This is a genomic window from Dysgonomonas sp. Marseille-P4677 (genome assembly GCF_016652235.1).
Classification (GTDB): domain Bacteria; phylum Bacteroidota; class Bacteroidia; order Bacteroidales; family Dysgonomonadaceae; genus Dysgonomonas.
Genome location: NZ_JAEPKU010000005.1, coordinates 40752 through 67708 on the forward strand (window position 1 = coordinate 40752; position 26957 = coordinate 67708).

A 26957-nucleotide genomic window follows, 5' to 3' on the forward strand; every position below is an offset into this window, starting at 1 on the left:
TGGGGTATCTTTCACCCCAATCCCTTTGGTCTTACGCTAGGATGTTAATCTGCTCCAGTACTAAATTTCCATACTTTTTCTTCTCCATCAAATGTTATTGCAAATAAGGCAGGAGAAGGTAAATGTAGATGGTGGAACTGGCTGTCAATTGCGATTTTTACACCTTCTAACTGTTCAACCTTACTGTTCCATTCCAAAACCTTATTATATAACTGATTTACCATAGTCATATCAGATTTAGAGATGGCTTCATTAAGATTATTTACCAGATTGTTGATCTTTAGTTTTTCGAAACTTAAGGTCAGTTCGTTATATTTTTCCATATAACGTTTTGATAATTCCTGAGTATCCATAAGCTATTATTGTTTTATATCAGATTCACCTTCTTTATAATTAACGTTTTAATTTTACTTTTTGTTCCTATATAGATTCTTGAAGCTATGATGATTCAAAGTGACACCTATTGCTCCGATATTCGGAGAATATTGATCTAGAGTAAAAGTCTGTTACTTGCGTATATTAGTAGAGGTCTGTTTGTTGGGTTGTATGCTATTGTGTGAGATTTTACGGATAAACATCGTTTCCGAAATAAACTATGCTATGAACCAACGCTTCTAGTTTCGTAAAAAATACTTAGCTTTGTGATACTAATATTTTAAAACAAGGAACGCATGAAATATCACGTAAGCTTGCTGTTGCTATTTATTACCAGTACACTATGTGCTCAGAATACAGTAAAAATGAGTGCAGTAAAAAGCAATGATTATGGTGTAGCTTATTCACTCCCTAAAACATCATTGGTTGTAACAGTTGAATATACAAAGAAGACGCGTAAGGTTGGTGAGTTCTATCAATATGCTGAAAGGTATTTGAGCATATCTAATCCGATAATTGAAAATGCAACATCGTATATATTAGATAATATAGATGTAACCATCAAGGGTATTCCTGATAAAGACAAATCGTATCTGGTGGAGTTCAGATCAAACACGACAGCACCATTTGTAACACTCACAAAAGATGGGTTGATCTGTGCTATTAATGACGATTATACTTTCACAAAAGATGAGGCTGTAAAAGCTGATGTTGTATCTTCCCCTTCATTGCCTGATCCTCGGAGTTTTCTTTCCGAAGAAATATTGAGAGCTGGTTCTACTGCAAAGCAAGCAGAACTGATTGCAAAACAAATTTATCGTTTGCGCGAAAGCCGTAACAATATACTTACCGGTGACGCTGACAATATGCCGCCTGATGGTAACGCTTATCAATTGGTGATGTCGCAATTGGAAGAGCAGGAAAAAGCCTTATCTGCAATGTTTACAGGAACTGAGGCGGTCGAAAAAGGTTATAAGAGCTTTACCGTTATCCCTGATGAAAGAGATATAGATAACAGGATTATTTTCCGATTTTCTTCCAAATTAGGTGTTGTTGATGCAAATGATCTTTCAGGACAGCCGGTTACACTTTCCTTGAAAAACAAAGATCCGCGTGAAGTACCTGTGTTGACACCAAAAGAAGAAAAGGACTTGGAGAAAAAGTTTTCTGCCGGGATTATATATAACATTCCAAATAAAGCAGCTCTACAAATTACTTATAATGGGCGAACTTATGTCCAAAAGGAATGTGATGTGGTGCAGTATGGGGTACAAGATGTATTGGCTCCTAAAATGTTTGATAATAATAAACTCCCGATCAAGGTGATATTCTATTCTGAAATGGGAGCTATTAAGCAGATAATTCAATAAAGGAAAAAGTATAGATGGATGTGCCAATATGGTAAAGTCTTATACTCTACCTATTGGCACATTTCTCTTTTTAGATATCAAAAGATGGCTTTAGAGATAGAACGTAAATTTCTGGTAATAGGAAATTATAAGCAATATGCTTATGCAGATGAAGAAATTGTACAAGGTTACCTTTCTTCTATTGCTGAGCGAACTGTACGTATTCGAATAAAAGGAGATAAAGCTTATATTACCATTAAAGGAATTAGCAACGAGTCAGGCTTGTCGCGATACGAATGGGAAAAAGAAATTCCTGTTAATGAAGCCCATGAATTAATAAAGCTCTGTGAACCCGGAATTATTGATAAGGTTCGCTATTATGTTAGAAATGGAGAACGAACCTTTGAGGTCGATGAATTCCGTGGCGACAATGACGGTTTAGTAATTGCCGAAATAGAATTGGATTCTGAATCTGAAGTGTTTGATCGGCCGACTTGGTTAGGAGACGAAGTTACAGGCGATATAAGATATTATAATGCTTCACTTGTGAAGAATCCATATAAGAATTGGAGGTAGCAAATGATTGATACAGAAGTAAAGGTACATGATGATTTTTCACTCGAATTCAAGATCGGCTTTATTACCAATAAGAGTTCGGGTGATATTAATGATTTTCGGATCAACACATGGATGTTTATGCCCAATAGTCTTGATATCAATCGTTCAACATATGAGAAGTCTGATTTTTATCGAGATGTGAAAACTAATATCCGCCTAATCACCCCGGTTTACTCTCTCGAAGAAATACTAAAGGCGGGCAGGGGGCCTTTTCCCCGTTTACAAAAAGCTATTGATAATCTGGCTATTGATCCTACAGATGAGGCAATCACAGAGAGTTATGTATATCAGATAAAAATGTTGATGTGTATTCTGAAAAGTGCTTTACGCAGACATGTACAGGTCATTGCAAATACTCAAACTGATGAAGCTATTAATATGCATATCGAGTCTTATATACGAGATATACGTAACATAGCCTTACAATATCGAGAAATGTGGGATGAACTTACCGAGCCGGAGATTACGAAGCAGCAGCGTGAGTATTTCCTTTTTGGAGACGAATTTCTAGGAAATATTATAGAACAGTATACCTTTCAGATAATGAGATTACTGAAGGCAAAGCCTTTATTTAATAAAGTAAAGCCTGGGCTACATAAATTGGTTGAAGATGAAATTAACCATCGGAAGAAACGTGGATTCAGGTTGTTAAATGAGGGTGATGAAAATCATAACAGCCTTGTCATCACACAACGTAACATTCTGAAAAAATTTGTAGAGAGTGACTTGTTTCTTCAAATCGTAAGGAAGAAAGACGGAGCCTTGGCTCAGCAATTTTATTATAGTATAGCTGCGGGAGTTGCTATGATTTTTGCTACTGTTATCTCGTTTTTTGCGACCCAACGATTTGGCAATTTTACTACCGACTTGTTTATCATATTAGTATTCAGTTATATGTTTAAAGACCGAATAAAAGATATGATGCGCTACTATTTTTCTTCAAAGCTTGGGAAGAAATATTTTGATATGAAACTTAATTTAAGTATTCGGAAACAGGAAATTGGCTGGGTGAAAGAGGGATTTGATTATATCGAAGAAAGCAAACTACCGGAAGAAGTTCGTAATATGCGAGCCCGGAGTCCTTTGGTCGAAGCTGAGAATAATGTTTATGATGAAAAGATTATATTATATCGTAAGTGGGTCAGCCTATCTCGTAAGGATATAGAAAAATATAAAGAGTATCGTCTTTCGGGTATAAATGATATAACCCGCTTCAACTTATTGAACTATACTCAAAAAATGGATAATCCATCCATTCCTCTTTATATATCGAACGAAGAAGAGGGGTTTCTCACTATAGAAGGGAATAAAGTATATCCATTATACTTTATTATACAATGCAAATCTTCCGAAGATGAATATTTCCGAAGATACAGGGTATTATTTAATCGCAATGGAATTGCAGATGTGAGCGAACTCAGTTAGATGAAATTGACAGAAAGGTTTTTGCGTCTGTCTTTTTTCTTCTTTTGTACATAAGCATATACTGCAACACTAGCTACGGCAGCGACTAAAGTTACGGCTAGTACTTTCTTTGTCATATCGTTATGTTTTATATTACAATAATATTAAGTTTAAGTAAAGATAATAACAATAATTCGAATCCTGATATATAAAAAAGGGAATGTTCAATCTTAATAGCCGGATTATCCTAGTCTGAATCTTAGTTTGAACCCATTTTCAGCTACGTAAACGCCGCATAGGATAAAGAGAGAACCTAATAGAGCAACTATAGTTATATGTTCATCTATTACAATCGCCGAGGTCAATAAGGTTACTAGAGGGACAAAATAAATGTAATTAGATGTTTGTACAACACCTAACTCTTTCACTGCACTATTCCAGCTTATAAAGCATAATAAGGATGCTATCAGGCCAAGGAATATCAGATTGGATATAATTATTGGATTTATAAGCAAGGAAGGAGTAAACGTTGCAGTATCCATCAAAAGAAAAGGTAACATAGTTATAATGCCATAAAAGAATACTTTACGAGTGATGAATAATGTAGAATAGTTGCCATTGAGCTTCTTTAGAATGATACCATAAAAAGCCCATGATAATGCAGCCAGTACAGTTAACATATCTCCTAAAGGATTTATTTGTAAAATAAAACTTCCGTTGAACACAACTAAGGCCATACCCAGTAATGCGATTAGCGACCCAAAAATCAAATGTGATTTCAATGCTTCCTTCCTATAGATCAGAAAACTAAGCAATGCTGTAAAAATAGGGGAAGTGCAGACGATAAGAGAAACATTAGACGCTAAGGTTATACCTAAGGCAGTATTTTCGAATACAAAATATAAAGCTCCGCCACATAGTCCTGCAGCAGCACATAGACACTCATCCTTTATATTTCTGGCAAAAAGAGTTCGGGGACTGAAGAACCATATTCCTACATATGCAAGCACAAAGCGATATAGAAATATTTCGACGGGAGAAAGGCCGTATTCAATCAATATCTTTGTAGATACGAAAGTTGTTCCCCATACTATTACCGTAAATATGGCAATTATGTGATACCAGTGTCTTTTTGAAGAAATCATAGTGTGATGTGAATATGCTTACAAAAGTAAAATGTATTGTCAATTTCTACTAAAGAATTATCATAATTTTGGCTACTTCGTTTGATTTTTTTTAACTAAAAGATGACAAAAGTGACAGAATTTTATCTCTTTTTTTAATATGTCAAAGAACCTATTGTACAATATACTTATATAGATAAATATATTCACAGGGAGAAACAATCCCCATTTCTACTTTGTTTTATTAAAATATATTCGGAACTTAGAGGTACCGATGACAACCTATTAAAAATAGAATATCATGAAATTTTTTATCGACACTGCAAATTTAGACCAGATTCGCGAAGCGAATGATATGGGTGTATTAGACGGAGTAACGACGAATCCTTCTCTCATGGCTAAGGAAGGAATCAAAGGAGTGGAGAATCAGCGCAAGCATTATGTGGATATTTGTAAAATTGTGGATGGTGATGTGAGTGCAGAGGTTATTGCGACTGATTATCAGGGTATGATTCGCGAAGGCGAAGAGTTAGCAGCTCTCCATAAAAATATAGTGGTAAAGGTACCATGTATCGAAGATGGTATTAAAGCGATTAAATATTTTAGCAAAAAAGGGATTCGTACCAATTGTACACTAGTATTTTCTGTTGGACAGGCTTTGCTTGCTGCAAAAGCAGGGGCAACTTATGTATCTCCTTTTGTGGGGCGACTCGATGATATTTCAAGCGACGGTATTGAACTGGTGGGTAAAATAGTGGATATGTATGCAACTTACGATCTGGATACTCAAGTGCTAGCTGCATCGATTCGTAGTACACAACATATAATCCAGTGTGTTGAGGTCGGAGCTGATGTTGCAACTTGCCCTCTTGCTGCTATAAAAGGTTTGCTGAAGCATCCGCTTACTGATAGTGGACTAGCAACATTTCTTGCCGACTATAAGAAAGTGAATGGTTAATATTTATAGAAAAATTTAGAGCCTAGTTTATATAATATAGTCTAGGCTCTAAGTATTAGGTATAATGTTCCAAATTCTATTCTTTATTTTCTAATAATTGAGCACAATAACTTATATATTCGGAACATTCTTTTATCCTAACAGGAGTCGTTGATTCTTCTAAACCGATAAGGTGTTTACATAAAATAGACCCAAATTCATTCTTGAATTTTTCAATTAAAGAATTTACATAAGCATAATTATTAGCTTTTCCTTCTTTATCATTAGGAATTGTAGTTCCGGTTCTCAGTCCGGCTACCATAGCCATAGCAGAAACAGCGCCACATATATTTCGTGTTCCGGCAAATCCTCCGCCGAAGGATGTAGCCAGTTTCAATGCCGTTTTCTCATCTATGTTATGTAAATCGGAATAAGCAACAAATACAGATTGCGAACAGTTATAGCCTTGCTCAAATAAACTCTTTGCTTTTTGCACCCTGTCATTCATAATTAGAGATATTTTAGTAGAATATTTAAGATTAAAGTCATTAAAAAGAATGCCTAATATTCTCTTTGCAGTATGTAAATTTAACGATTTTCTTTTGATAACTAACGATTTATAAAATCTTTTATAATTTGATTAAATAATGATTGTAAAAGATTTACAAGATAGACTTACTTTCAGGAATAAGGGTGATTTACTTCTCTTGTTACAGCTAACTTTATTTTGTTTTTTAGAGTCGATTTTTTCTGTTTCTCATTTTTTAATTAAAATGTTAATATTTATTTAATTTAGCAGACTTATAGCCATTAATGTTATATATTTATGCCGTGAGAAATGTATGGACTCAATTCTACACTTTATAATAAGTTAAGGACTCTAGAAATGGAGGACAGCTAAGCTCAAGAAAGGAAAAAAGGATACATAGTGATTCCTAATTATTTTACAAACTGTCGAACAAATTATGTACCTCACTCGGGACTATAATTTTGGGATTCTGCGTATTGTGCTGTAATAAAGCATTTTACCGAAGTTCTCGTGCAGAAAGAATAACAGAAAGCAAAAGATTTTACAAACAATTGTTAAACTTACTGTAAACTTGTGTGTTATGAAACTTTTATACTCGGAGGAACACCTGAGATGCATTCACTATGACCAAGGTAAGAATCCTGTCATAGAAGTAGTTTCTATTGAAAAAAATGAATCGTGGGAGAACTTACCATTAGGGAACAAATTAATTTTTTTGTTAAGTGGAGAAATATCGTTCTCTTATGGCCAATTTATCAATTATAAAGTTGGGGAAAAGAATATAATATATCTTCCTACCGGCTTTAAATTTTCATGTAATGCATTTGAAAATAGCACATTGTTTGTAATGTCTATTCAGGGGCATAAGAATTTTTGTGAAGACTATCTTTTTAAGGATCTCGAGAAAAAAAATTATAGTGTTCCAGACTATTCATCTCTTGCGGAAGTAAAACCTGCTATTCTAGAAATAAATGAAGCCTTGGAAAAATATATCGATACTCTATTGCTATATGTAAATGCAGGCGCTAAGTGCAAGTCCTTCTACATGATTAAAATTAAAGAACTTTTCCATATTTTCAGATGGTTCTATCCAAAAGATTCCTTGAAAGAGTTTTTTCGATACTCTTTGAAAGGAGGAAGTGAATTTGGATCATATATTATGGATAACTGGCAAAAATACGCATCGGTAGGAGAATTAGCTGAAGCCATGAACTATACGGTATCTGGTTTCGAAAAACGGTTTAAGCGTGTATTTGGAGTCTCTCCTTACAAATGGATGCTTAATCAAAAAGCAGAAAGAATCTTCCATCAGATAAGAATGACTGACTTAACCTTTAAACAAATAAGTGCCAATTTCGGATTTACTTCCCTATCGCGTTTTAATGATTTTTGTAAGTCTAATTTCGGTAATCCTCCAGGAAATATAAGAGAAAATAACGGAATTGGCGGAAAACATGAATAGATAGGCGTTTTTCGGACTATCTTCATCTATAAATTTATATAATTTTGTCTCATCGAATTCAAATACGCTTATCACTCTTAGAGTGACAAACTACATTTTTAACTATTGTGTCTATTTTAAATGTAATAAGTATTTGTTTAAAAACAACAATTAGTACAATATTATGTAAATACCTGCGGACGAATATAGCTTAGTATATAAATATATGTGAGATTTTCGCTATAAACAGCGACTGAAACACTATCCCATACAATTAGCATTAGCAATAGATTGTTTATCAGAGCATTGTGTTCTGGTGAAAGGATATCTGCATGCTTTTCAAATGCACAAACAGGACAAAGAAATATGGACACATTCTTTAATTATATATTGAAATTTAAAATTACAAACATGAAAAAAGTATTATTTAGTCTGGCTTCTGCCGCATTGCTGTTCTCTTCTTGCGGTAGCGACGAAAATGTTCAGACGGTTACCAAAACGGGAGAATTGAATGCCCAAATTAAATTTGATGGTATTTCTCCCAAAGCTGCTGCATTATCTACAGCAATTCCTATTACAAGCTGGAGTAATGTAAAAAAAATTCAGTTATTTCTGTATAATTCTACTACAGGTAATGTCGTTTATTCTGACATTATAGATCCTTCGACCTCCTCGACCAAAGTCTTTACGTGGACTAATGTTCCTGAAGGGACTTATGATGTTGCACTTGTGGCAAACATTAATAATAATCCAGATAATGTATATACTTCATTAGACGGAGGATTAAGCCCTGTTGCGTTTACTCCATTTAATGTTAAGAATAAGAAATTAAACACGGACATATATATTGACCTTAAGGAATCAGCTTTTCCTTCCGGACATAACTTTGGTCCTGGTAAAGTACCATATGCTCCGGCTTCAGAAATATTTACTGCTTATGCTTCAGGTATAGTGGTTACAGAAGGGCAGACTACTAGTTTAACTGGTGTAGATGCTTTGCAACTGAAACGTGAAATTTCATTGATGCGCTTGCGCGTAGATCGAAGCAATAAGCCGGAGTCAGCTCCAAACCTTAGCGATGTGGATTTTGCACACACTGATAATTTTGTCTCAGTATCAAAACTTCCTGTAGGTTTTGATCTTAAGCTGGGCTCATTTGAGGGTGGTATAAATGATACGCCATCTGATGCGAATAGAGTTATGATCGGATCTAAAGGCATAACTACTTTCAATGATGCAGATCCTGCAACTGGCTACAATCCTAATGTAATTTTAGGAGGTAACTATACACTTTGGCAAGATATCCGCGTATTACCGAATGCTACAAGAGCAGATGGAATAGCTACTAGCGCTGATGCTGATCCTTCCAGAAGATATGTTCTTGTTATAGCTGGTTGGGTTCCGGCAGGTTATGAATATGCAGATGGAACACTTGCTACAGTTGCTCAACCTGTATACTGGTCGGGTACAATCAAGGGTGTTTTTTCTCCGAACGTGATACGTGAGGTGAATATGAATATCAAATCAAGAGGATATTCTGAGATACCTGAGCCTCAACCGGAAGGTGAATTAATTATCGAGGTAGGCGATCCTGAAGACTGGAATACACAGATAGAACGTGAAGATATTGAAGGTTAAAATATTGCATACTTACGATTTTATAAACAACAGAAACTTTAATGATTAATTAAACATTATTGCTTTGCCATCTAACCGGGATAATATCGATAATTATTATCGGTAAAGATCCCGGTAAGGCGGGGCAATATTTTCAGGAGTTATCTTATTATCAAAAAAAAATGAATAAAGGATATTATCTACAGGTTTTCTACTTGTTGGCCATCACATCAGTTCTACTGCTTATTCCTACGTCATGTACTTATGACTATTTCGAGGATGAGACAAACTATGAGGTCTATGTCCCCAAAGCGGATAAGGATTTGAGGACAGAAACGTATAGTATAGAGGACCTCAGTATCTTTATCTATAATGATGTACTTAATAAAGAGAGATATTCTTATAATCCCTTTGCGGAGAATGCCCGAAGCATGTCCGGAAATTTTAATTTCAGGCTTTATCCCGGTAGTTATGCCGTTTACTGTTTTACAAATGTACAGGAAACAAACTTTCAAAACCTAAATACATATAACGAAGCCAGGTTTGACCTGCAACAATATACGGATGGAAGCTATAAAGAACCATCGGCAATTTATGTAGAGTATAAGACTCCTACAATTCACTTCCCTGGCCCGCTTGTATCTGATACGGCCCTGTTTGAACGAAAGTATGTGGGAAGAATTTGTGTCGCATTTAAAAACTTAACTAAACTTGATGCCTCATTAACACAAGCCAATATAAAAGAAATAAGAATTGAAGCCTCGGGAATAGGGGTTAAACAGTATCTATCAGCGCTAACTGATAGTGTTAATACCCGTTCTTCTCGCAATAGCATAAATGACAAGATGCAACTAAAATCTAAAATATTCGATATCGATTATAAAGATTTTGAGTTCGGAATCCAAAACTACTATTTCCCTTCACCCGACCTGTCTGGCGAAGGTAGTGAACAAATGGAACCTATTGCCTTGAAAATAAGTTTTATCGGACAATCAGATAATGTGTTATTCAATTTGGATACACGTATTACAAATAAAGCAGGAGACCCGATTGTATTACATATGAATGAGACTCTTGTGGTTGAAGTAGATGGTAATAATATACAGATTCTAAGACTAGATGATCTGGAAGAGTGGAATCCTCAGATTGAGCAAGAAGGAGAATCGGGACCTGGTAGCGGAGGTTTGGGCGTATAAAGAGATATTCATTAAATATATTAGACTAAATGAAACATTATTTCAAATACATTTCTACGGGAGCGGTACTACTGCTGATGTTATTTTATTATAGTCCGGAGATAAAAGCTCAGGCACTCAAAACAAATGTGCCTTTTACTCTGACTGGAAATCCGAATATCGGAGTCGAGTGGACAGTGGGCCGTCAGCTTACGGTAAATTCCGATATCATGTGGATGCCTTATCTATTTAAGAAAAACGAAGAAGTATTTCGTGCACTTGTCGGTAGCCTTGATTTCAGATATTATCTTAATCCTAAGTACTATTATACAAATGACCTTTGGGACGGATTTTACGTGGGACCTTATGCAATGGCTGGAAATTTCAATATCGGGTTGAAGAATAAAGACGAAGAAAAGACCAGTTATCGACGTAAAGGCTGGGGTATATCGGGTGGTGTAACTGCCGGATATAAATTTTATTTATCGAGCCGTTTCCGCATAGATGCAAATATTGGATTAGGATATGCGCATCTGCAATATGATAAATTTCAATTAGGAGGGCAATATGTCGACTTCCCTCTTGAAAAAAAGAATACGAAAAGTTATATAGGACCTACTAAAATAGGAGTGTCGTTAGTATACAATATATTCAGATAAAAAGACTGCTATGATTAACAACATATTACTGCGAAGCGCTTTTCTGATCCTTCTGTTTTTTTCGTCATTGATCATACAGAGCAAAGACATAAAAAAAGAAACGGAAGGAGACAGAAGGGCAAAAGGAATCGAATCTCAGGCCGACCGAAAATTTATCCGTCAGGATTTTGATGAGGCTATGGCAATTTATGAAAAGGCTTTCAGTTATCCGCTAAGTGCCGAATATGGAGGTGCTCTTCATCTAAAAGTAGGGCGATTGTATCTGACACTGTTAGATTATGCGGCAGCAACGCCACATTACGAATCGGCTATGGCTATGGCTAGTGAACTATTTAGTTCGACAGATGTGTGTAACTATTTGGATGCTCTACGCTTTTCAGGGCAGAAAATGAAAGCTATCGGAGTTGCTCGGAGATATGCTTATCGTGATGCTTATCATTCCGACCAACGTTACCAGAATATCTTACATGCTCTAAATTATGAAGGAGGTTTTTTGCCAATAGGTACACCCGAATTTACAGTTAAAGGAATGGATAATGCAAATACTCCCAATTCAGAGTTTTGGGTTGGAGTAAAGGCCGGGGAATATTTTTATGCAAGCAGTAAGAGCCGGTTTCACGATCCAAGTAAGAAATTTTACCACCGCAGTAATTATTTTTCGTTGGATGAATCCTCTGAATATTCCATTAAAAATGAAGGAAATACTAAGAAGAGTTTATTGGATATGATTCCTACCAGCTTACAAAATGGACCTATGTCCTTTTCCCAAAATATGACCAAGATGGTAGTTACTCAGATCCATTATGGAAAAGGAGACGGTATTGGCATGACTGCTCAGGGGCTGAATACCTTCCAAACTCGATTATATTACTCAGATTATGACCAGAAACGCAAAGGTTGGTCTTCTTTCAAAGAAGCTTTCCCTCAGAAAGAAGGAAGTTCATATTCTCATCCTTTCATATTCAATAATGATCGATCCCTTCTTTTTGCTTCCGATGCTCCTGGTGGTTTTGGCGGATACGATATATATGTTGCTCATTGGAATGATCGTACAGGTACTTGGGGCGATCCTATCAATCTAGGTTCTCAGGTAAATACCGAAGGAGATGAAATATCTCCGGGCCTATTTAATAATGAACTGATTTTTTCGTCCAATGGTCATGTTGGTTTTGGTGGATATGACGTATATGGCATAACATACGAAGAAGGACAAGCTGTAGCTGGTAGCTTGGTTCATTTCGATTATCCTATAAATACTGTTCATAATGACTTTAGTTTATTACATATCGATGAGAACAAGGGCTATATTGTTTCCGATAGGAAATTGGCAAGCAAGGATGATATTTTCTATTTCGAAAGGAATACAGGTGGCGAAAGAAAAAAACAGATGCTATTTGGAATGACTGAATCTAAAGCTGTAAGCAATGGTTCTATCAATTTAATTCGCGAAGAGCGAAAGATTAACATTCCTTTAAGAGAAGTTTTGCCAGGCAGTCAATTTGTTGAAAATGTATTAAGTCTGTATTTCGATTTCAATTCTTACAAATTGGAAAAAGAGGGATTGCAAGCTCTTAATACATGGTATAAGACTGCTGATTTAAGTAAGATAGATACATTGATAGTAGAAGGTTACGCTGATGAAATTGGAGGGCAACAATATAATTTGGCCTTATCAGAGAAAAGAGCTCTTGAAGTCAGCAGTTGGCTACAAGATCAAAATATAACGCTAAAGTTGATGGTACAAGGTAAGGGACAAATTCCGGCTGACATTGATTTTTCAGACCTATTTCCGGGATATAGCAGGGAACTATCCAGTTCTTCACTCTATAAATCTCTTCCGTTAGTAAACAGAATACAACTTAATAGGGAAGCTCGGCGAGTAGATATAAAAGCAATAACAAAATAAATATTTAGATCACAATGCAGTTAAGAAGGAAATTATATGCCACTTTGGTAGTTTTAGTGCTGTCATCGGTATATCCGTTAGTTAAGATTCAGGCCCAATATATGCCTGTTGTTTATGACAGGACGTATGGGGAAGGAATTACATATCAATATACCTGTCCGGTTACGAATGGGGAGGTTGCACTTGTAGGGAGTAATGGTGGAATTACAACCATAACATGGATTGGAAGAGATGGGAAAGCAGAGGCCTCCCGTACCTTGGACAAAGGTTTTGAGTCTGTAAACAATACCTATCACATAGGTAATCGTAAGCTCTTGATTCTAGGACAGTCTCAAAACTGGCTATCTAAGAAAAAAGATAAAAACTCTTATGGACGATTTATTATTACTGACGAAACAGGAGCGATATTGAAAGACGTTACTGTTGGGGAGGCTGGGAGTGAATTGTTTTGCGGACAACAACTTAAAGATGGAAGTGTAATACTTGGTGGATATGAACCTCGTCCGGGTGGTATCCGTGCCGGAATGTTAGTCAAAGTGGATTCTTCGGGTAAGGTTGTCTATAAATACGTATCCGATGAAGGAGGTCCATGTATAGGATTTGATGTACTAGGTAGCTCCAGAGAATATATCCATGCAGCATTTACAGCAGAAGAAGGGACTGTTTCAGCAGTGGTAAGACTTGATAGCGAGGGCAAGCCGGTATTTGTTACCAAATTGCCTGAACCAGAGTTCCAGCTTTGCAGAATGTTAACAGCTGAAGATGATCACATATTTTTAATTGGAAATAGTCAGATTGCAGGAGGACGTGTTGTAAAGATACGTCCGGAAGGAGATATTATTTTCAGTAAAGAGATTGTTCCGGCTTCAAGCGAAACTTCATTGCAATATTTATCAATTGCAAAGAATGGGAATGTTCTCGTTGGTGGAAACGCGACAGATAAAAGTTATTATTCTCTATTACGTAATGATGGTACAGACCTGCAAAAATATATACTTAAAGGAGCTGTTTCGGGAATGGAAATGGATGCTGCTTCCGGAGAGTCTGTTATTGTAGGATTTGATTCTGAGCGAAATCGTGGAACAATAATCGGTCTATCCAAAGATGGACGCCAGATATATCAAAAAGCTACTGACGGAAACTTTGATCAGGTGCATATGACTACGAATGGTATATTCTTAACCAGCAGATCTAGTGGACGCGTATGTATGCTATCTGCTTCGGGAGAACTTCTTTTCGATCGTTATGCTATAGAAGATGACAGAAAAGTTTTTGAGGAAATTCTATTTACCTCAAACGGCGACATACTTTTCAAAGATGTAAAAAATCGCCTGATTAAACTAGGACATGGATTATATGTATCCGATGTGAAAATCAATAAACCTGTAAATGGCTATACAACAGCAATATTTACGGTTACACTCACGGGTTATCCAACAACTGATCAGGGTGCTCCGATTCCTGTTAGAGTGGAATATTACACTCAGGATGGAACTGCCAATAAGAATGATAATTATACTCCTGTAAAAGGAAGCCTGTCTTTCGTTCCATCGAACGATGGAACAGGGCGTCATATGATAAAACAAGACGTAGAAGTTCCTGTGAAGGCTAATAATCTGATGGAAGGACGTAAAATGTTCGAACTGATTTTGGCAAATGTAGAGCAGAGTTATCTGGTAAAATCTGTCGGTATAGGAGATATCGAAGATCAGGAAGTATTGGTGAAGCTGATAAATACTCGTGATGGTCTGGAAGGAATGCAGGATGTAGAATATCAGTTAGGTATCTTTAAAACCAATGGAGAAGAACTAATCAATGCTACCGGTTCTGATATCATTGTTGAAGGTATTTATGGTAAAGGCACAGCTGATAATCTAGACTTTGATATGGGTATTAGTCCAAGAGTAGTGATAGGAAAAGGTGCGAATTCAGGAAGATTTAATGTAAAAACATTAGAAGATACACGTTATGAATTACCTAAATCGGTAGTTGTCGATTTTAGAAAAATATATGCAATCAATGATGCTAATATCAATTTCGAAAGCTCTATGTTAAGCTGTACCGGTACTATTGTAGATCAGGCTGCTCATGTGGCTATAAGCTCACTAGGAGATCATGGGCGAATGAATAATATTGTTTCCGGATTCTTCAAAGTCTCTTTATTGAGAGCTTCGGATGGTGCATTGCTCACTAATGCTACAGGAGGAGATATCTCTATTACTTGTTCGGTTGGAGCACAAACAACAGCTGAAGAAGGTAAAGACTTCGTATTTACAAATCGTCATGATTTGCGTATCTGGGGAGATGGCAACCGTAGTGCTATTAATTTAAATGGTATTATCCTGCATAATACAGAGAATGCGGGTGTGAAAAAACTAGCAGTAGAAATAAATTCAGTGAAAAAACCGGATAATGCACCAGAGATATTAATATCTCCTACCGAATCCTCAGCTGGATTTTCGATTGTAGAATAGTAAAGATAAAAGGATAATAGAAGTCCGGGGGTCATTTATAATTTGAATTAAAAGAAAAAGTAATGAAAAAAATAGATATTCCTTTGATTTTATCATTCAGGTATTCACAGGTTCAGGAATTTGTAATATATGCAGGCTCGCGAAAAGGAGCAGTGGCATGTGGCACAAATGGAGTGAAACCATCCGATTTATGGAAAGAAGAGATAGAAGAGAAAGAAAATCTATATAAAGAAATGGGATTACTTTTTATAGATGATACCCGGCTGAAAATTATTCCCCATGGTTATTTCTATAAGTACAGACTGAAAGAGGAAACTATTGAAGTCTTGACTTCTGAATATGACGAATGGATCCCTTTTGCATATGGAAACAGAAATAAATTAACAATAAAGCTGGGCCTGACAGGAGTGGATATTCGAGGTAGAGAAAAGAGACGTTCATTAAATAATGATGAGACATGTTGGGGTGCATTCAACTATGCCGGTTTGTCTACTTTATCTCTACTGAAGAATAAGAAAGAAAGGATAGCCTGGTGCAACATTCATTATACTTTTCAATAAATTAACAGAAACTTGGTTCAAAACAAAAGATGAAATTAAAATGGAAAAAATGAATATAAAGAAACATATTAATCTGCTAATATATATATTAGTGGGAATGCTTATGTATTCATGTTCCGGAGAGGAATCTATACCAGTAGTTGACAATACTGGGCAGCAGGCAACAACCCTTTCTATATTATTTAATGCCCCTCAAGAAGGAGGGTTGAAGTCTTCGGGCAATCCGGAGATAGATGCTGAAAGTAAAATCTATAGCCTTGAAGTAATTGTCTTTAAATCTCAGGGAGAGGCTGAAGAAGGAAAATTGGATGGATATGGATGTGTCACTCGCAAAACGAGAGATGTAATCGGACAAACTTATGACAAAGAATATATAGAGATTGACGAAATACAAGGAGTAAAGCTAACGGCAGGTAAACGGGATGTTTATGTTGTAGCGAATGCGCCAGACAGTTGCTTCGGCTCTGTTAAAAATCTTCAGGAATTTCTGAGTAAATATGAAAGCTTATCTACACAAGGGCGTTATCCTCATCCTGGTAATGTAACTCCTGATCCGAATGAAGAATTGCCAATTGGAGGTATAAATCCTTCCAATCTGAAAACAAATCTGACAATGTGCAATTATATTAAAGATGTGGCTTTTAATAATTTGTATGAACAGCATTATTTGGGATATACTACAAATTCAGGTCGGCCTACAGGCGTTGCCCCCAGCCATGGAAATCCTTTATTTGGTACCGATCCCTTCCTATTGGAGCGCCTAGTAGCTAGAGTTGCTATAGAAAAAATCGAATTTGCCTTCCCTGCCGACGGACTTCTCTTCGAGCCGGGTTATAATAAGTCAACGAACTATACATATCAGATTGATTCTGTATTTATGATGAATGTGAGGACGAATTCGAAATTTGCAGCTGGCTCTCAACCCGAATTTGCAGAAAAGTTTGGTCATGGATGTAACATTGGCTATTCATTTCTCAATCAACCGGGTCGTTTGAGTGATCTGCATCAAGAGAGTCAACTTACCGATTTCTTAGTAGAAGCCATAACCACTCCTAACTACGATATCAGTAAAAATGCAACGCCTTTATGGTTTTATGCTTTTGAAAATGAAGATAATGCTCATCCTACCTACTTAGTAATAGGGGTAAAGTATAATTTCAAAAGTACGAAGGATAACAGTCTCAAGACTGTAAAAAGTTATTATCAGGTGGTCGTAAATCCACCTGCATCGGGAAAACTAGCTAACCATGACTATATCAAACGAAATTATCAGTATCAGATTACAGCTATAATAAAAGGACTTGGCGGTATGTATGGTAATAATCCGACTCCATTAAAGAGCTCGAATGTCGCTAATTCTGATATAGAGATAACTGAAACTGTAGGACGAAATCTGTTCCCTTGGACTGGAGATACTTACAGATAAAAACGAAATAACTATGAATAAAAATATTAGTATAAGCTTATTTTCTGATAACGTGATTTTATCTATAAAAGCATTTAGTGTATTTGTCATATGCATATTATTATTACTTTTTTCAGCATGTGACAGTGATAAGATTGCTGATGTAGATATGGATGAGCCTTCCGAATCAAATGTAACAATGGTTTTTAAGGCCGGAACAAACTCTCTGTTTATGGAAAATACTTCTATCTACGTATTCACTAACACAGATAAATTTGTAGAGAAGAAATTGAATGTGAATGTAACAGACAACAAACTGTCTACTTATATGCCTGTTGGGACATGGAATCTTGCACTCTTGACATGCGATGAAAGCTTGGCTGGAAAAATAATTCTTCCGCCATATGCAGGAGCTAGTTCCTGCCCTATGTGGAAAACCGGATTTACCGATCATACCGAAGAATTCTTGTCACAGGCTCCGGCCGAACTCAGGTATGATTCACTGTTGAATACAGTTATAACCGAAAACATGCAAACGAGAAAGCAAGCTACACTGAATAGAAATGTAGCAAAGATTCAAGTTATATTGAAAAAATATACAGGCTTTGACGAGATAGATCTTGGAAAAAATGACTTTGCTTTTGTTGATTTGCTGGAAGTTCCTACGACACTCAATTGGAGAGGAGAGTATTATCCGAATAAGACAAATCCTGATAATTCAGGCAATAAGCCGATAAGAGAATATTTCAATTTTAAGTCCAAATTGGTAGGAGGCGTTGAGGAATTAGTAGCTGACACTATTGATTACATTATTCCTGCACATAGAGGTTCTGATGCTTTCGCAACCCATCATATTGATACAACTACCCATAAGTTGAAGTTACAGATTAGTATGCCACTAAAAGGGACAAGCTATTTTGGAAAAACCCGAACTCCTATTGAAATATCTTATGTACCTAAAATTAACAGGATAATACAGTTGACAGTTACTTTCAGGGGAGAGCCGGATACATATCTTGATGTCAAAGTGGGCGTAAAAGACTGGGAGGATCCCATCAAGCAGGAAGTTGAATTTGAATAGGACAGGGATATTAAAAAAAGATAAGAAACCTGTGTATTCTAGATTGTATATGATTTAAGCTAACTGTATGTGTTACAGTTATTGTGAATAGATGTAATAATTGAAACTATTGAAAGAAATCCATACTAATTTCCGGTAATAGTTTTACTGGCGCTCTTGCAAAAGAAAGAGATTTAAAGCCAAAAAATATATAAATAGATTATGAAAAGAATACTACTTATTATATCATTCTTGATATTAACAACATTAATGAGTTATTCTCAAAACCTTAGCATAGATGGAACATGGACACTGGAGAAGATCGAAGTTACTATAACAACTGACGGACAAGACAGTAAAAAGACATATACTAAAAAAGACCAGTTTAAGACTCCAACTATTTGTGTTGAAAAACTTGAATTCGCACCGGAGAATAATCTATCAGTCCTATTCAGAGGCTGGGATAAAGCCGAAAGTGGCTCATACATTATTTCTGGTAATACATTAACATGGAATCATCCTACCGCTGCGTATAAATTTCATATACAATATAATAATGGTGTTTTGGAAATGTTGCGTGAAGGAGAATATGCTATAGATGGTAAGATAAGTCAATATAAATATGTTCATTATCTGACTAAAACACGATAAAAGAAATGAAGAAGATACTATATATACTTACTCTATTTGTCGCATTCTTTAGTTTGGATGCTATATCTCAGGGACAAGTAACAACTCAGGGTAAAGAATTCTATGTGGCATTCGGTAAGAATTTTACTCATGAGGCTAGTTCTAGTTCGCTAGATTTACAAATCCGAATTGTTGCAACAAATGCGGCAACAGTTACCCTTACGTTTACCGAATTGGGAACATCAGAAGTCGTAAATATTGCGGAGGGATCTGTCTACACTCGCCCTTTAACTACCACTGAAAAGAAAGCAGTTTATAGCAGTGTTACAGGTAAGAACTCCAAATCCCTGCATATCAGCTCTAACGAATATATTTCCGTATTTGCCTTGAATCAAGCTCAGGCCTCCACGGATGCAACTAATGTGTTGCCAATCAATAATCTTGGTACTTCTTATTTCCATCTTTCGTACAAATCTATAGGTGGAACAGGAGATGGCTATACTCTTATAGGGAGCGAAGATAATACGCAAGTATATGAAAATGGCATATTGTTGACGACTCTCAATAGAGGAGAAGTTTATTCCTACTATGTGTCTAGCTCGGATCTGACAGGTACACATATAACATCAGATAAACCGATAGCCTATTTTACTACTAATTCTTGTGTAAATATACCTATAGGGTATACGGCTTGTGACTGTCTTTATCAGCAACTTGCATCCGAATCTACTTGGGGTAGCACATTTCTGGTTCCGGTAACTTCTCAGGGGGTAGAACGAATCCGTGTACTGGCTTCACAGAACGGAACGACTATCACCTATCAGGGAGGGACTTTAAGAACAGATATAGGTAAAGGAAGTTTATCCCTAAACGCAGGTGAATTTGCTGAAATAGAAGTCAGGACAGTCGATAAAGGGTGTTATATAGTAGCCGATAAGCCTGTAGCGGTCGGTTCTTTTCTTACAGGAGTAGACTATGTAGTCGGATCGCTAGGAGACCCCGCTTTTGCTTGGGTTCCTCCTGTGGAACAAACCGTAGGGCAAGTAGCTATAGCTCCGTTTATCCCATCGGGAACAACAAATCTTACTAATCACTATGCTTTGATTGTCGCTAAAACTTTGGATAAAAATGAAACAAAGATGGGCATCGGTGCCGATCCAAATAGTGATCTAGTCGGAGGTACATGGATAGATCATCCTTCAGGATATTCATTTTACTCCTTTCAAATGACTAGTCGTACAGATACATATACTTTTGCTAATCCGGGTGGATTAACTGTGATGGGATATGGTGTAGGAAATGTTGAATCATATTATTATCTGGCGGCATCGTCTTCTCGTAAATTAGATGCATACTATAGTATTAATGATACTCATTATCAGGACTATAATGGACAGGTGTTTTGTAATGGGACTGCGGGACCTTACGCTATTAAAGGTGTTGTACAATATCCTATATCCGGTAATCCCGGAGATATCCGTTGGTTAATAAATGGCGTGGAAGAAGTATCTGCACAGGATCAACTGGCATGGACATTAAATTCCATAACACCGAATATTCCCGTAACGATTACAATGCGTGTTAAAAATAATGTTGGAGAAGTAGAAGATCTATCGACGACCTTTACCGTTTCTTCAATTAATAGACCGGTTATAACACCTTCTGGTACACAATTATTCTCTAACGGAGAACAAGTAATGTTAACTTCGACTTTGGCAGATGAATATCAATGGTATTTGAATGGAACAGCAATTGCCGGAGCTACTTCGCATACATATAATGCAAGTGTAGAAGGAATATATACTATTATTACTAAAAACTTGGCAGGCTGCGTTTCCGAAGCTAGTGTGCCCGTTATGGTTAAGCTGTATCCTGATAATATCAGTGAGGCGGATTGTTTTAGTGATGTGCCACAAACAAGTTTCTTGCCAATAGAGAAAAATGAAAGTAATCATAATGTACATTATTTAGCTCAGCCATTTGTAGGAGAACTAGATGAATACGGATCGATTGATGGCAAACTGGAGATTGTTACGACAAATCACGGGGCAACTGTAGGATATTCCGAAGCAATACTGGTCTTTGATCAGGACCTAAAGTTAAAAAAGACAATTACTACAGAATTTCCGATGCGGGCAACCACTACTACGCCATTGGCATTAGTCCGTATAAATCCAACTGATAAATATGCATTAATAATAGCGGCTTGTTATAATGATTATAGTTTATATGCTTATACAACAGAAGGAGAAAACGGGACTAAGGTCTGGAAATCAAACGCATCATACTATAATGTTTCTACAAAGATGGACAAAGTTCAAACAACTATATCTCCAGTAATTGGTGACATTAATAATGATGGCTATCCAGAAATATTGGCAGGAGATAGAATCTTTGATGCGGAAACAGGAATATTGCTTGTTGAATTGCCCGATGGGGGGAGGGGATATAGGTCGTTAAATAGTGAAGGAGATATTACTGGAAATAATTTAACCTCTATGCCAGTTTTAGCCGATATAGATAATGACGGCTATCTGGAAGTAGTTGGAGGAAATACGACATACAAGATCAATATAACAAATAGAACAGGTACCACAGGAAATACAGCTACGGTTTTGGCTACAGCTGCTGCCGGAAAAGATGGGTTTACCTCTGTTGCAGATATTGATCTTGACGGACAGTTAGACGTCATTGTATCTTATCAGACAGGTACGGTTGCTGCCGGAAATAGGTATCCTGCTATTATGGTGTGGAACGGAGCTACCGGAGATATTATAGGAGGTCCAACTATGCCTACAGATATCGGAGGGGGTGCTTCTCGTGTATTTATAGGTAATATGGACAATAGCTATAAATACCCTGAAATGGCATTTTCGTATGTGAATAAACTAGTTGCGTTTAGCTATGACCCTACGGGCTTGACAAATACTACCAAGCTGGTTCAGAAATGGATTACTACTACTTCTGATGGATCAGGAGCAACAACCCTTTCTATGTTTGATTTCGATCAGGATAATAATACTGAACTCGTTTATCGGGATGAGACCCATTTGCGCATTATGGATGGAGTAACCGGTACAAACAAAGAGACATTCGTCTGTCATTCAGCTACTCATAGTGAATATCCTATTATTGTAGATATAGATAAGGATGGTCATGCTGATATTATTGTTTCCGGATCCAATACATTGGAAGATCGTATAACAAACATCAGATTGAAAAGATATTCAGGAACTAACAATGACTGGGCTCCTGCACGAACAGTCTGGAATCAACATGGTTATAATTCAGTTCATATCAAAGAGGATCTGACAGTTCCCCGCTTTCAACTCAATCCAAGCACGATATTCCCGGGAAAAGACAAAATATTAGGCACAAGTGACGATGTACGTCCATATAACGGTTTCTTATTACAGCAAACAGTTCTCAACCGTGATGGTTATCCATTGTTTTTAACTCCGAATGTACAGATTGTTAACTCCGACCAAATAGCTTACGAATATGATTCCGAAACGGATAGGTTGACTATTAAAAATCTGGAATTGACCAACAAAGGCGATGCAACGCTGAATGCACCGATAATGGTATCGATTTACAAAGATGCGATCAATTCAGGAAATCTTATTACAACCCATCAAGAGCCAGCAAGCATAGCTAAAGGTGAAACAATTACTATTACCTTCGAGATAGAAGGCTTCGGAAAACATATTCCTACCGACAAACTGATTATAAGCATCAATGACGACGGAACAGGAAAAACCAATCAGCCTGTATGTGAAGAATGTGAGCCGAATAACAGCAATTCGTTTGCTAATTTAGATATCAGCAGTTTGGCATGGGCAGAGCCATATCGTAATTGTATCGGAGGAACCGTGCAATTTAAATCGGCTGCACTTAATGCCGTTGCATACGAATGGATACACCCTGACGGTATGCAATTGGCAGCAACCAAAGATGCCAGCAAAGCCAATCTTGCATTAACCGACGGAGGGCAGTACACCTTTAAGGCAATAGGAGTAAACGGTGATTTGTCTTTATCCTACAAGCTTCCACATCTATCTGTAGCACCATATGCTATGTATTGGAAGCAGAATGCTATAGACAATAACTGGAATAATCTGGATAACTGGGCTGCAGATGTCAACGGAACGGAATTAATAACTAAAGCGGTTCCAGCTCCATGTACATCTGTGCATATACCTGGAAAATCTGACTTTTACCCGGCTTTAGATGGAAATACTTTGACAGATGTTTATGGCTTGGCAGCCTGTGAGAACATAACCTTTGAATATGGTGCACAGCTTGCATACCAACACAAGTTGCAGTATAAGAAGGCGTATATTAGATATAATTGGGGATACTATAATGATTTTTCAGGCGTAGCTTATGGAACTCAGCCGGCTAATAATGCGGAAGGTCTATCAGCCCCTGTCAAAAAGAGAGACAAATGGTATGCATTAGCAGCTCCATTGAAGAACATGGCAACAGGAGATTTTTCTTTTGCAGGATATCCTTTGACTTGGCAGGCTGGCTTTGCCTTGTCAAACCCTCATACGGGAATTAAAGGAGGTCAGGTCGAAGTAGGTGATTTTGGCAAAGTATTTCCTACGAATGATGTGCCTATAAGTGAGACAAATAATGCTATTGCGGTAAAAGTAAGTTCATATCAGAGTCCTCTTGGCTATAATGATCATCGTAATTTGGAAGGTTTGAAAGGAATAGTAGAGATTCCGTATTTTGAGAATAATGCCAAATCGATATATTATCCAGGTCATGTATATGATAGGTTTACACAAGTAAGTAAGTTCTTTTACTTCAATCCCAAAACATTACAATTATTACATTCACCTGTTGGTCATATGAAGCGTGGTGATGAAGCATATCGGTTTATTTATGAAGAGGGCGGTATAGTTCCTAATATTACTGTAAATGGTACTCCTACTGTAGTTCCTGGATATGAACAAAAAGTAAAAAGACAGAGTAGTACTTCTCTGAAGGTGATGATTGGTAATCCGTTTATGGCTCCAATTAGTGCAAAGCGGTTTTTCGAAGTGAATAGTGATAAACTGTTAGAATCAGATGGTTATTTACTTTTCGATAGTGATGCGCAGACCTGGAAATCATATAACAATGTTCTTGCGAATGTCGGGGATATTCCTCCTTTACAGGCTTTTATTGTTACTCTTAAGAATGAAGAGGAGAATCTGCTTTTCCCTCTTGAAGGTACATATGCTCTGACAAGAGGAGCTGCCCTTAAAAGCACTTCCTCAGACTGGAATGGAGATAGCCGTTTGTATCTTAAATCTATAGATAATACTGGCTTTGTAGGGGATTATTCTGTTCTTGTTACTGCTGATGCAAATGAGAATATTGCCAATATTAAGAAAATGATCTATCCTGAAGGGCATGCCACATCAGAAACGTTCTTTATCGATCCTTACAACAAAGATTATAATCTGATTCAAGCATATGAAAAGGGAGTAAGAGAAATTGGTATAGCTGTGAAAAGTTCTGATATGAAGAATACACTCTCTCTTACTTTCGAGAATGTGGATGAGTTCTTCTCCACAAGTAATTTACATCCGATTCTTTTCGACAGACATTTAAGAATAAGGCAAAACCTGATTTCTAATAGTACATATGCTTTTACCCAGCGTCATGTAACCTCAGAAAACAAATATATCGATTCGGATAGATTTGTATTGCAACTGTTATCGCCTGATGATGAGTTGATGCAGGAACAAGAAATTAGTATTGTGTATATGGACAAGCAATTAGAAGTAAAGGCGAATCAGATTATAGATAAAATTCAGATATATGATATGCTTGGGCGTCAGGTATATTCGGAGTCTAATTTAAATACTGTTTACTATACAAAATCACTGTCTTTAAACCAGGGGGTTTATATTGTGAAAGTATATACAGAAAGTGGAGAAATAAAAGTGGGTAAAATTATGGCACTATAAATAAATAATCATTATGAGCGACATCCGGCAGATATTGGAACTAGAAAAGCATAACGATAAACATATTCGTTTGTATAGGATCGACAGATATTGGCTCGCTTTTGAGCGCTCGGCTTTCAATTTGTTTTCAGCTTGTTACGTAGATACCATTGTTAAGGTAAAGGATATGAAAGAAGAACAAAACAGTATGTTGATAGCAGTCGTAAAAAACGGGATGGCCGGATTATATAATCCTCAGTTTACTGTGTTGGAGAGGTCAGATAATGAAGTGCTTATAAGTTGCAGAACCACTTGTGGCGGATTTCAGCACTGGAAAGACAGTTTGGTCTCATTATTTACTAAAAACTTTTATTCAGTATCAGATGAGACCTCATGTAATGTTTCCAATATGAATTTAGAAATGCTGTTGTGCCAGTTAGGGGAGATTTGAAATGAGAATAAAAAGTTTGAATAAGGTTATTAATTTATTAAAAAGCGATTTATGATTTTTAGTAGTTTATATGATTATATAGTTCAATTTAGGATAGTTGCCGTGAAAATATTATTTATTGGTGTATTTCTAATTGCAGGAATATGTGCTTCTTATTCTCAGAAGTTTGGAGTCCAGGTTGGAGCTCGTATAAATACATCTGGAATAGAATATTCTGGCGTAAATATAAGTCGTAAGGCAGGCTTTGAGGGAGGAATTACATATCTGCATTCGGTGGATGCATTACCATTGAGTTTCCGCGCTGCTATACTCTATTTTAATGATGGCTTCAGTCTGAAAAATGATATGGGAAATAATACAGGTATTACTTATCATTTTGAGGAGGATCACTTGAAGTTACCACTGACGATTGAATGGAGTCCTTTTACCGGAGCGATAAACCCATTTTTACAAGCTGGACTTTATACATCTTACTCACTATCTGGCAAAATAAAAGAAAGCGATTCGAGTAGCTCTCTGAAATACAAAAAGAGTAGCGATAGACTTGATTATGGTGCTATTGTCGGGATTGGAGTTTATTTGACGCCACATCTTGCTTTAAATGCGAGGTATGAGCATGGTTTCATGAGTAGAGATTTGGTCTTAGGAGATCAGTTCGTATCTGTTAAGGGAAGAGGTTATTCGATAGGTTTAAATTATCTTTTTTAATATAAGTCCGTTATGTTCAATAATAAAAGTAGAAGTCATAAAAACTCAGTTATACCTAATCCTGCATTACGGTCACTTAGCATTCTATCTGTATCGGCTGTAGTGAAAGGGGAAATCACTATAGAGGATGATCTGAGGATCGATGGAAATGTAGATGGCGATATTCATAGTGGAGGGAAGGTAGTTATTGGCCCCGAAGGATGTGTTAAAGGAAAGATTACAGGAAAATCTGTTGAGGTCATAGGAAAGGTTTTAGGAGATGTTACTGTCTCTGATATTGTAATTCTTAAAGCTTCTAGTTATTACGAAGGGCAAATAATAGCTCGCAACATAGAAATTGAGGCAGGTGCTAGTTTTTATGGAAATTGTAGGATGGAAGGTGATGATAAAAAAGAATTGTCAGAGAAAGTGAGGGTTATTCCAGGTAGAAGTGAGATAGCTATACCTGTGGTAAATGCTGATGGAAAAGAAATAGAAGAATAATTATAGAAGAAGTAACTGGAAAGTTACCTTGTAGTTTTGTAAAGTTTTTTGTGATTATGTTAAGCTGTGAAGCCAATATAGTCGGCCCTACAACTAGCCTCTCCAGA

At 36.7% G+C, this 26957-nt stretch carries 21 protein-coding genes; 18 read left to right on the forward strand and 3 right to left on the reverse strand.

The window, feature by feature from the left end; genetic code table 11:
- Positions 1–44 precede the first annotated feature (44 nt).
- Positions 45–353 carry a hypothetical protein gene (locus JGH11_RS02345; RefSeq protein ID WP_201109958.1) on the reverse strand — a complete coding sequence of 103 codons (309 nt, stop codon included), beginning with the start codon at positions 351–353 and terminating at the stop codon, positions 45–47.
- A 318-nt stretch (positions 354–671) separates the two neighbouring features.
- Between JGH11_RS02345 and JGH11_RS02350 the strand changes: the two genes are divergently transcribed.
- The 3 genes from JGH11_RS02350 (at position 672) to JGH11_RS02360 (ending at position 3767) form a co-directional block, all read left to right on the forward strand.
- Positions 672–1745 carry a DUF4831 family protein gene (locus JGH11_RS02350; protein ID WP_201109959.1) on the forward strand — a complete coding sequence of 358 codons (1074 nt, stop codon included), beginning with the start codon at positions 672–674 and terminating at the stop codon, positions 1743–1745.
- 84 nt (positions 1746–1829) lie between these two features.
- Positions 1830–2300, forward strand: a complete 471-nt coding sequence (locus JGH11_RS02355; RefSeq protein WP_201109960.1) for a CYTH domain-containing protein — start codon at positions 1830–1832, stop codon at positions 2298–2300.
- 3 nt (positions 2301–2303) lie between these two features.
- On the forward strand, positions 2304–3767 hold the full coding sequence (locus tag JGH11_RS02360) for a hypothetical protein (RefSeq protein WP_201109961.1): 1464 nt from the start codon (positions 2304–2306) through the stop codon (positions 3765–3767).
- A 221-nt stretch (positions 3768–3988) separates the two neighbouring features.
- Here the strand turns inward: JGH11_RS02360 and JGH11_RS02365 are convergent, their stop codons facing one another.
- On the reverse strand, positions 3989–4891 hold the full coding sequence (locus tag JGH11_RS02365) for a DMT family transporter (protein WP_201109962.1): 903 nt from the start codon (positions 4889–4891) through the stop codon (positions 3989–3991).
- 280 nt (positions 4892–5171) lie between these two features.
- On the opposite strand from JGH11_RS02365, the gene fsa reads away from it, so the two are divergent.
- Positions 5172–5828 carry a fructose-6-phosphate aldolase gene (fsa, locus tag JGH11_RS02370; RefSeq protein WP_201109963.1) on the forward strand — a complete coding sequence of 219 codons (657 nt, stop codon included), beginning with the start codon at positions 5172–5174 and terminating at the stop codon, positions 5826–5828.
- A 76-nt stretch (positions 5829–5904) separates the two neighbouring features.
- Here fsa and JGH11_RS02375 read toward each other — a convergent pair whose 3' ends face one another.
- A complete protein-coding gene (locus JGH11_RS02375) occupies positions 5905–6315 on the reverse strand; it encodes a C-GCAxxG-C-C family protein (protein WP_201109964.1) in 411 nt (136 codons plus the stop codon).
- 601 nt (positions 6316–6916) lie between these two features.
- On the opposite strand from JGH11_RS02375, the gene JGH11_RS02380 reads away from it, so the two are divergent.
- From JGH11_RS02380 to JGH11_RS02445, 14 genes are all read left to right on the forward strand, one after another.
- Positions 6917–7798 (forward strand): AraC family transcriptional regulator, encoded by an 882-nt coding sequence (locus JGH11_RS02380; protein ID WP_201109965.1) that lies wholly within the window; start codon positions 6917–6919, stop codon positions 7796–7798.
- A gap of 390 nt (positions 7799–8188) precedes the next feature.
- On the forward strand, positions 8189–9415 hold the full coding sequence (locus JGH11_RS02385; protein ID WP_201109966.1) for a FimB/Mfa2 family fimbrial subunit: 1227 nt from the start codon (positions 8189–8191) through the stop codon (positions 9413–9415).
- Between the two features lie 161 nt (positions 9416–9576).
- Positions 9577–10590 (forward strand): hypothetical protein, encoded by a 1014-nt coding sequence (locus JGH11_RS02390; RefSeq protein ID WP_201109967.1) that lies wholly within the window; start codon positions 9577–9579, stop codon positions 10588–10590.
- A gap of 29 nt (positions 10591–10619) precedes the next feature.
- Positions 10620–11228, forward strand: a complete 609-nt coding sequence (locus tag JGH11_RS02395; RefSeq protein WP_201109968.1) for a DUF3575 domain-containing protein — start codon at positions 10620–10622, stop codon at positions 11226–11228.
- 10 nt (positions 11229–11238) lie between these two features.
- Positions 11239–13134: an OmpA family protein gene (locus JGH11_RS02400; protein WP_201109969.1), complete on the forward strand. Its 1896-nt coding sequence runs from the start codon at positions 11239–11241 to the stop codon at positions 13132–13134.
- A 14-nt stretch (positions 13135–13148) separates the two neighbouring features.
- Positions 13149–15608 carry a Calx-beta domain-containing protein gene (locus JGH11_RS02405; protein ID WP_201109970.1) on the forward strand — a complete coding sequence of 820 codons (2460 nt, stop codon included), beginning with the start codon at positions 13149–13151 and terminating at the stop codon, positions 15606–15608.
- Positions 15609–15670: 62 nt separating this feature from the next.
- Positions 15671–16168 carry a hypothetical protein gene (locus JGH11_RS02410; protein WP_201109971.1) on the forward strand — a complete coding sequence of 166 codons (498 nt, stop codon included), beginning with the start codon at positions 15671–15673 and terminating at the stop codon, positions 16166–16168.
- A gap of 49 nt (positions 16169–16217) precedes the next feature.
- Positions 16218–17594, forward strand: a complete 1377-nt coding sequence (locus tag JGH11_RS02415; protein WP_201109972.1) for a fimbrial protein — start codon at positions 16218–16220, stop codon at positions 17592–17594.
- A gap of 13 nt (positions 17595–17607) precedes the next feature.
- Positions 17608–18654 (forward strand): FimB/Mfa2 family fimbrial subunit, encoded by a 1047-nt coding sequence (locus JGH11_RS02420; RefSeq protein WP_201109973.1) that lies wholly within the window; start codon positions 17608–17610, stop codon positions 18652–18654.
- A gap of 201 nt (positions 18655–18855) precedes the next feature.
- The gene (locus tag JGH11_RS02425; protein ID WP_201109974.1) at positions 18856–19284 is read left to right on the forward strand and encodes a hypothetical protein; all 429 of its coding nucleotides are present in this window, start codon (positions 18856–18858) and stop codon (positions 19282–19284) included.
- A gap of 5 nt (positions 19285–19289) precedes the next feature.
- Positions 19290–25229 (forward strand): T9SS sorting signal type C domain-containing protein, encoded by a 5940-nt coding sequence (locus JGH11_RS02430; RefSeq protein WP_201109975.1) that lies wholly within the window; start codon positions 19290–19292, stop codon positions 25227–25229.
- Positions 25230–25242: 13 nt separating this feature from the next.
- Positions 25243–25659 carry a hypothetical protein gene (locus JGH11_RS02435; RefSeq protein WP_201109976.1) on the forward strand — a complete coding sequence of 139 codons (417 nt, stop codon included), beginning with the start codon at positions 25243–25245 and terminating at the stop codon, positions 25657–25659.
- Positions 25660–25710: 51 nt separating this feature from the next.
- A complete protein-coding gene (locus tag JGH11_RS02440) occupies positions 25711–26367 on the forward strand; it encodes an outer membrane beta-barrel protein (protein WP_201109977.1) in 657 nt (218 codons plus the stop codon).
- Positions 26368–26379: 12 nt separating this feature from the next.
- Positions 26380–26850, forward strand: coding sequence for a polymer-forming cytoskeletal protein (locus tag JGH11_RS02445; RefSeq protein WP_201109978.1), 471 nt, complete (start codon positions 26380–26382; stop codon positions 26848–26850).
- Positions 26851–26957: the final 107 nt, after the last annotated feature.

Bases quoted from the DNA above. Each gene is read 5' to 3' on its own strand.
- JGH11_RS02345 (WP_201109958.1), bottom strand. From the start codon at position 353: ATGGATACTCAGGAATTATCAAAACGTTATATGGAAAAATATAACGAA.
- JGH11_RS02350 (WP_201109959.1), top strand. From the start codon at position 672: ATGAAATATCACGTAAGCTTGCTGTTGCTATTTATTACCAGTACACTA.
- JGH11_RS02355 (WP_201109960.1), top strand. From the start codon at position 1,830: ATGGCTTTAGAGATAGAACGTAAATTTCTGGTAATAGGAAATTATAAG.
- JGH11_RS02360 (WP_201109961.1), top strand. From the start codon at position 2,304: ATGATTGATACAGAAGTAAAGGTACATGATGATTTTTCACTCGAATTC.
- JGH11_RS02365 (WP_201109962.1), bottom strand. From the start codon at position 4,891: ATGATTTCTTCAAAAAGACACTGGTATCACATAATTGCCATATTTACG.
- fsa (WP_201109963.1), top strand. From the start codon at position 5,172: ATGAAATTTTTTATCGACACTGCAAATTTAGACCAGATTCGCGAAGCG.
- JGH11_RS02375 (WP_201109964.1), bottom strand. From the start codon at position 6,315: ATGAATGACAGGGTGCAAAAAGCAAAGAGTTTATTTGAGCAAGGCTAT.
- JGH11_RS02380 (WP_201109965.1), top strand. From the start codon at position 6,917: ATGAAACTTTTATACTCGGAGGAACACCTGAGATGCATTCACTATGAC.
- JGH11_RS02385 (WP_201109966.1), top strand. From the start codon at position 8,189: ATGAAAAAAGTATTATTTAGTCTGGCTTCTGCCGCATTGCTGTTCTCT.
- JGH11_RS02390 (WP_201109967.1), top strand. From the start codon at position 9,577: ATGAATAAAGGATATTATCTACAGGTTTTCTACTTGTTGGCCATCACA.
- JGH11_RS02395 (WP_201109968.1), top strand. From the start codon at position 10,620: ATGAAACATTATTTCAAATACATTTCTACGGGAGCGGTACTACTGCTG.
- JGH11_RS02400 (WP_201109969.1), top strand. From the start codon at position 11,239: ATGATTAACAACATATTACTGCGAAGCGCTTTTCTGATCCTTCTGTTT.
- JGH11_RS02405 (WP_201109970.1), top strand. From the start codon at position 13,149: ATGCAGTTAAGAAGGAAATTATATGCCACTTTGGTAGTTTTAGTGCTG.
- JGH11_RS02410 (WP_201109971.1), top strand. From the start codon at position 15,671: ATGAAAAAAATAGATATTCCTTTGATTTTATCATTCAGGTATTCACAG.
- JGH11_RS02415 (WP_201109972.1), top strand. From the start codon at position 16,218: ATGAATATAAAGAAACATATTAATCTGCTAATATATATATTAGTGGGA.
- JGH11_RS02420 (WP_201109973.1), top strand. From the start codon at position 17,608: ATGAATAAAAATATTAGTATAAGCTTATTTTCTGATAACGTGATTTTA.
- JGH11_RS02425 (WP_201109974.1), top strand. From the start codon at position 18,856: ATGAAAAGAATACTACTTATTATATCATTCTTGATATTAACAACATTA.
- JGH11_RS02430 (WP_201109975.1), top strand. From the start codon at position 19,290: ATGAAGAAGATACTATATATACTTACTCTATTTGTCGCATTCTTTAGT.
- JGH11_RS02435 (WP_201109976.1), top strand. From the start codon at position 25,243: ATGAGCGACATCCGGCAGATATTGGAACTAGAAAAGCATAACGATAAA.
- JGH11_RS02440 (WP_201109977.1), top strand. From the start codon at position 25,711: ATGATTTTTAGTAGTTTATATGATTATATAGTTCAATTTAGGATAGTT.
- JGH11_RS02445 (WP_201109978.1), top strand. From the start codon at position 26,380: ATGTTCAATAATAAAAGTAGAAGTCATAAAAACTCAGTTATACCTAAT.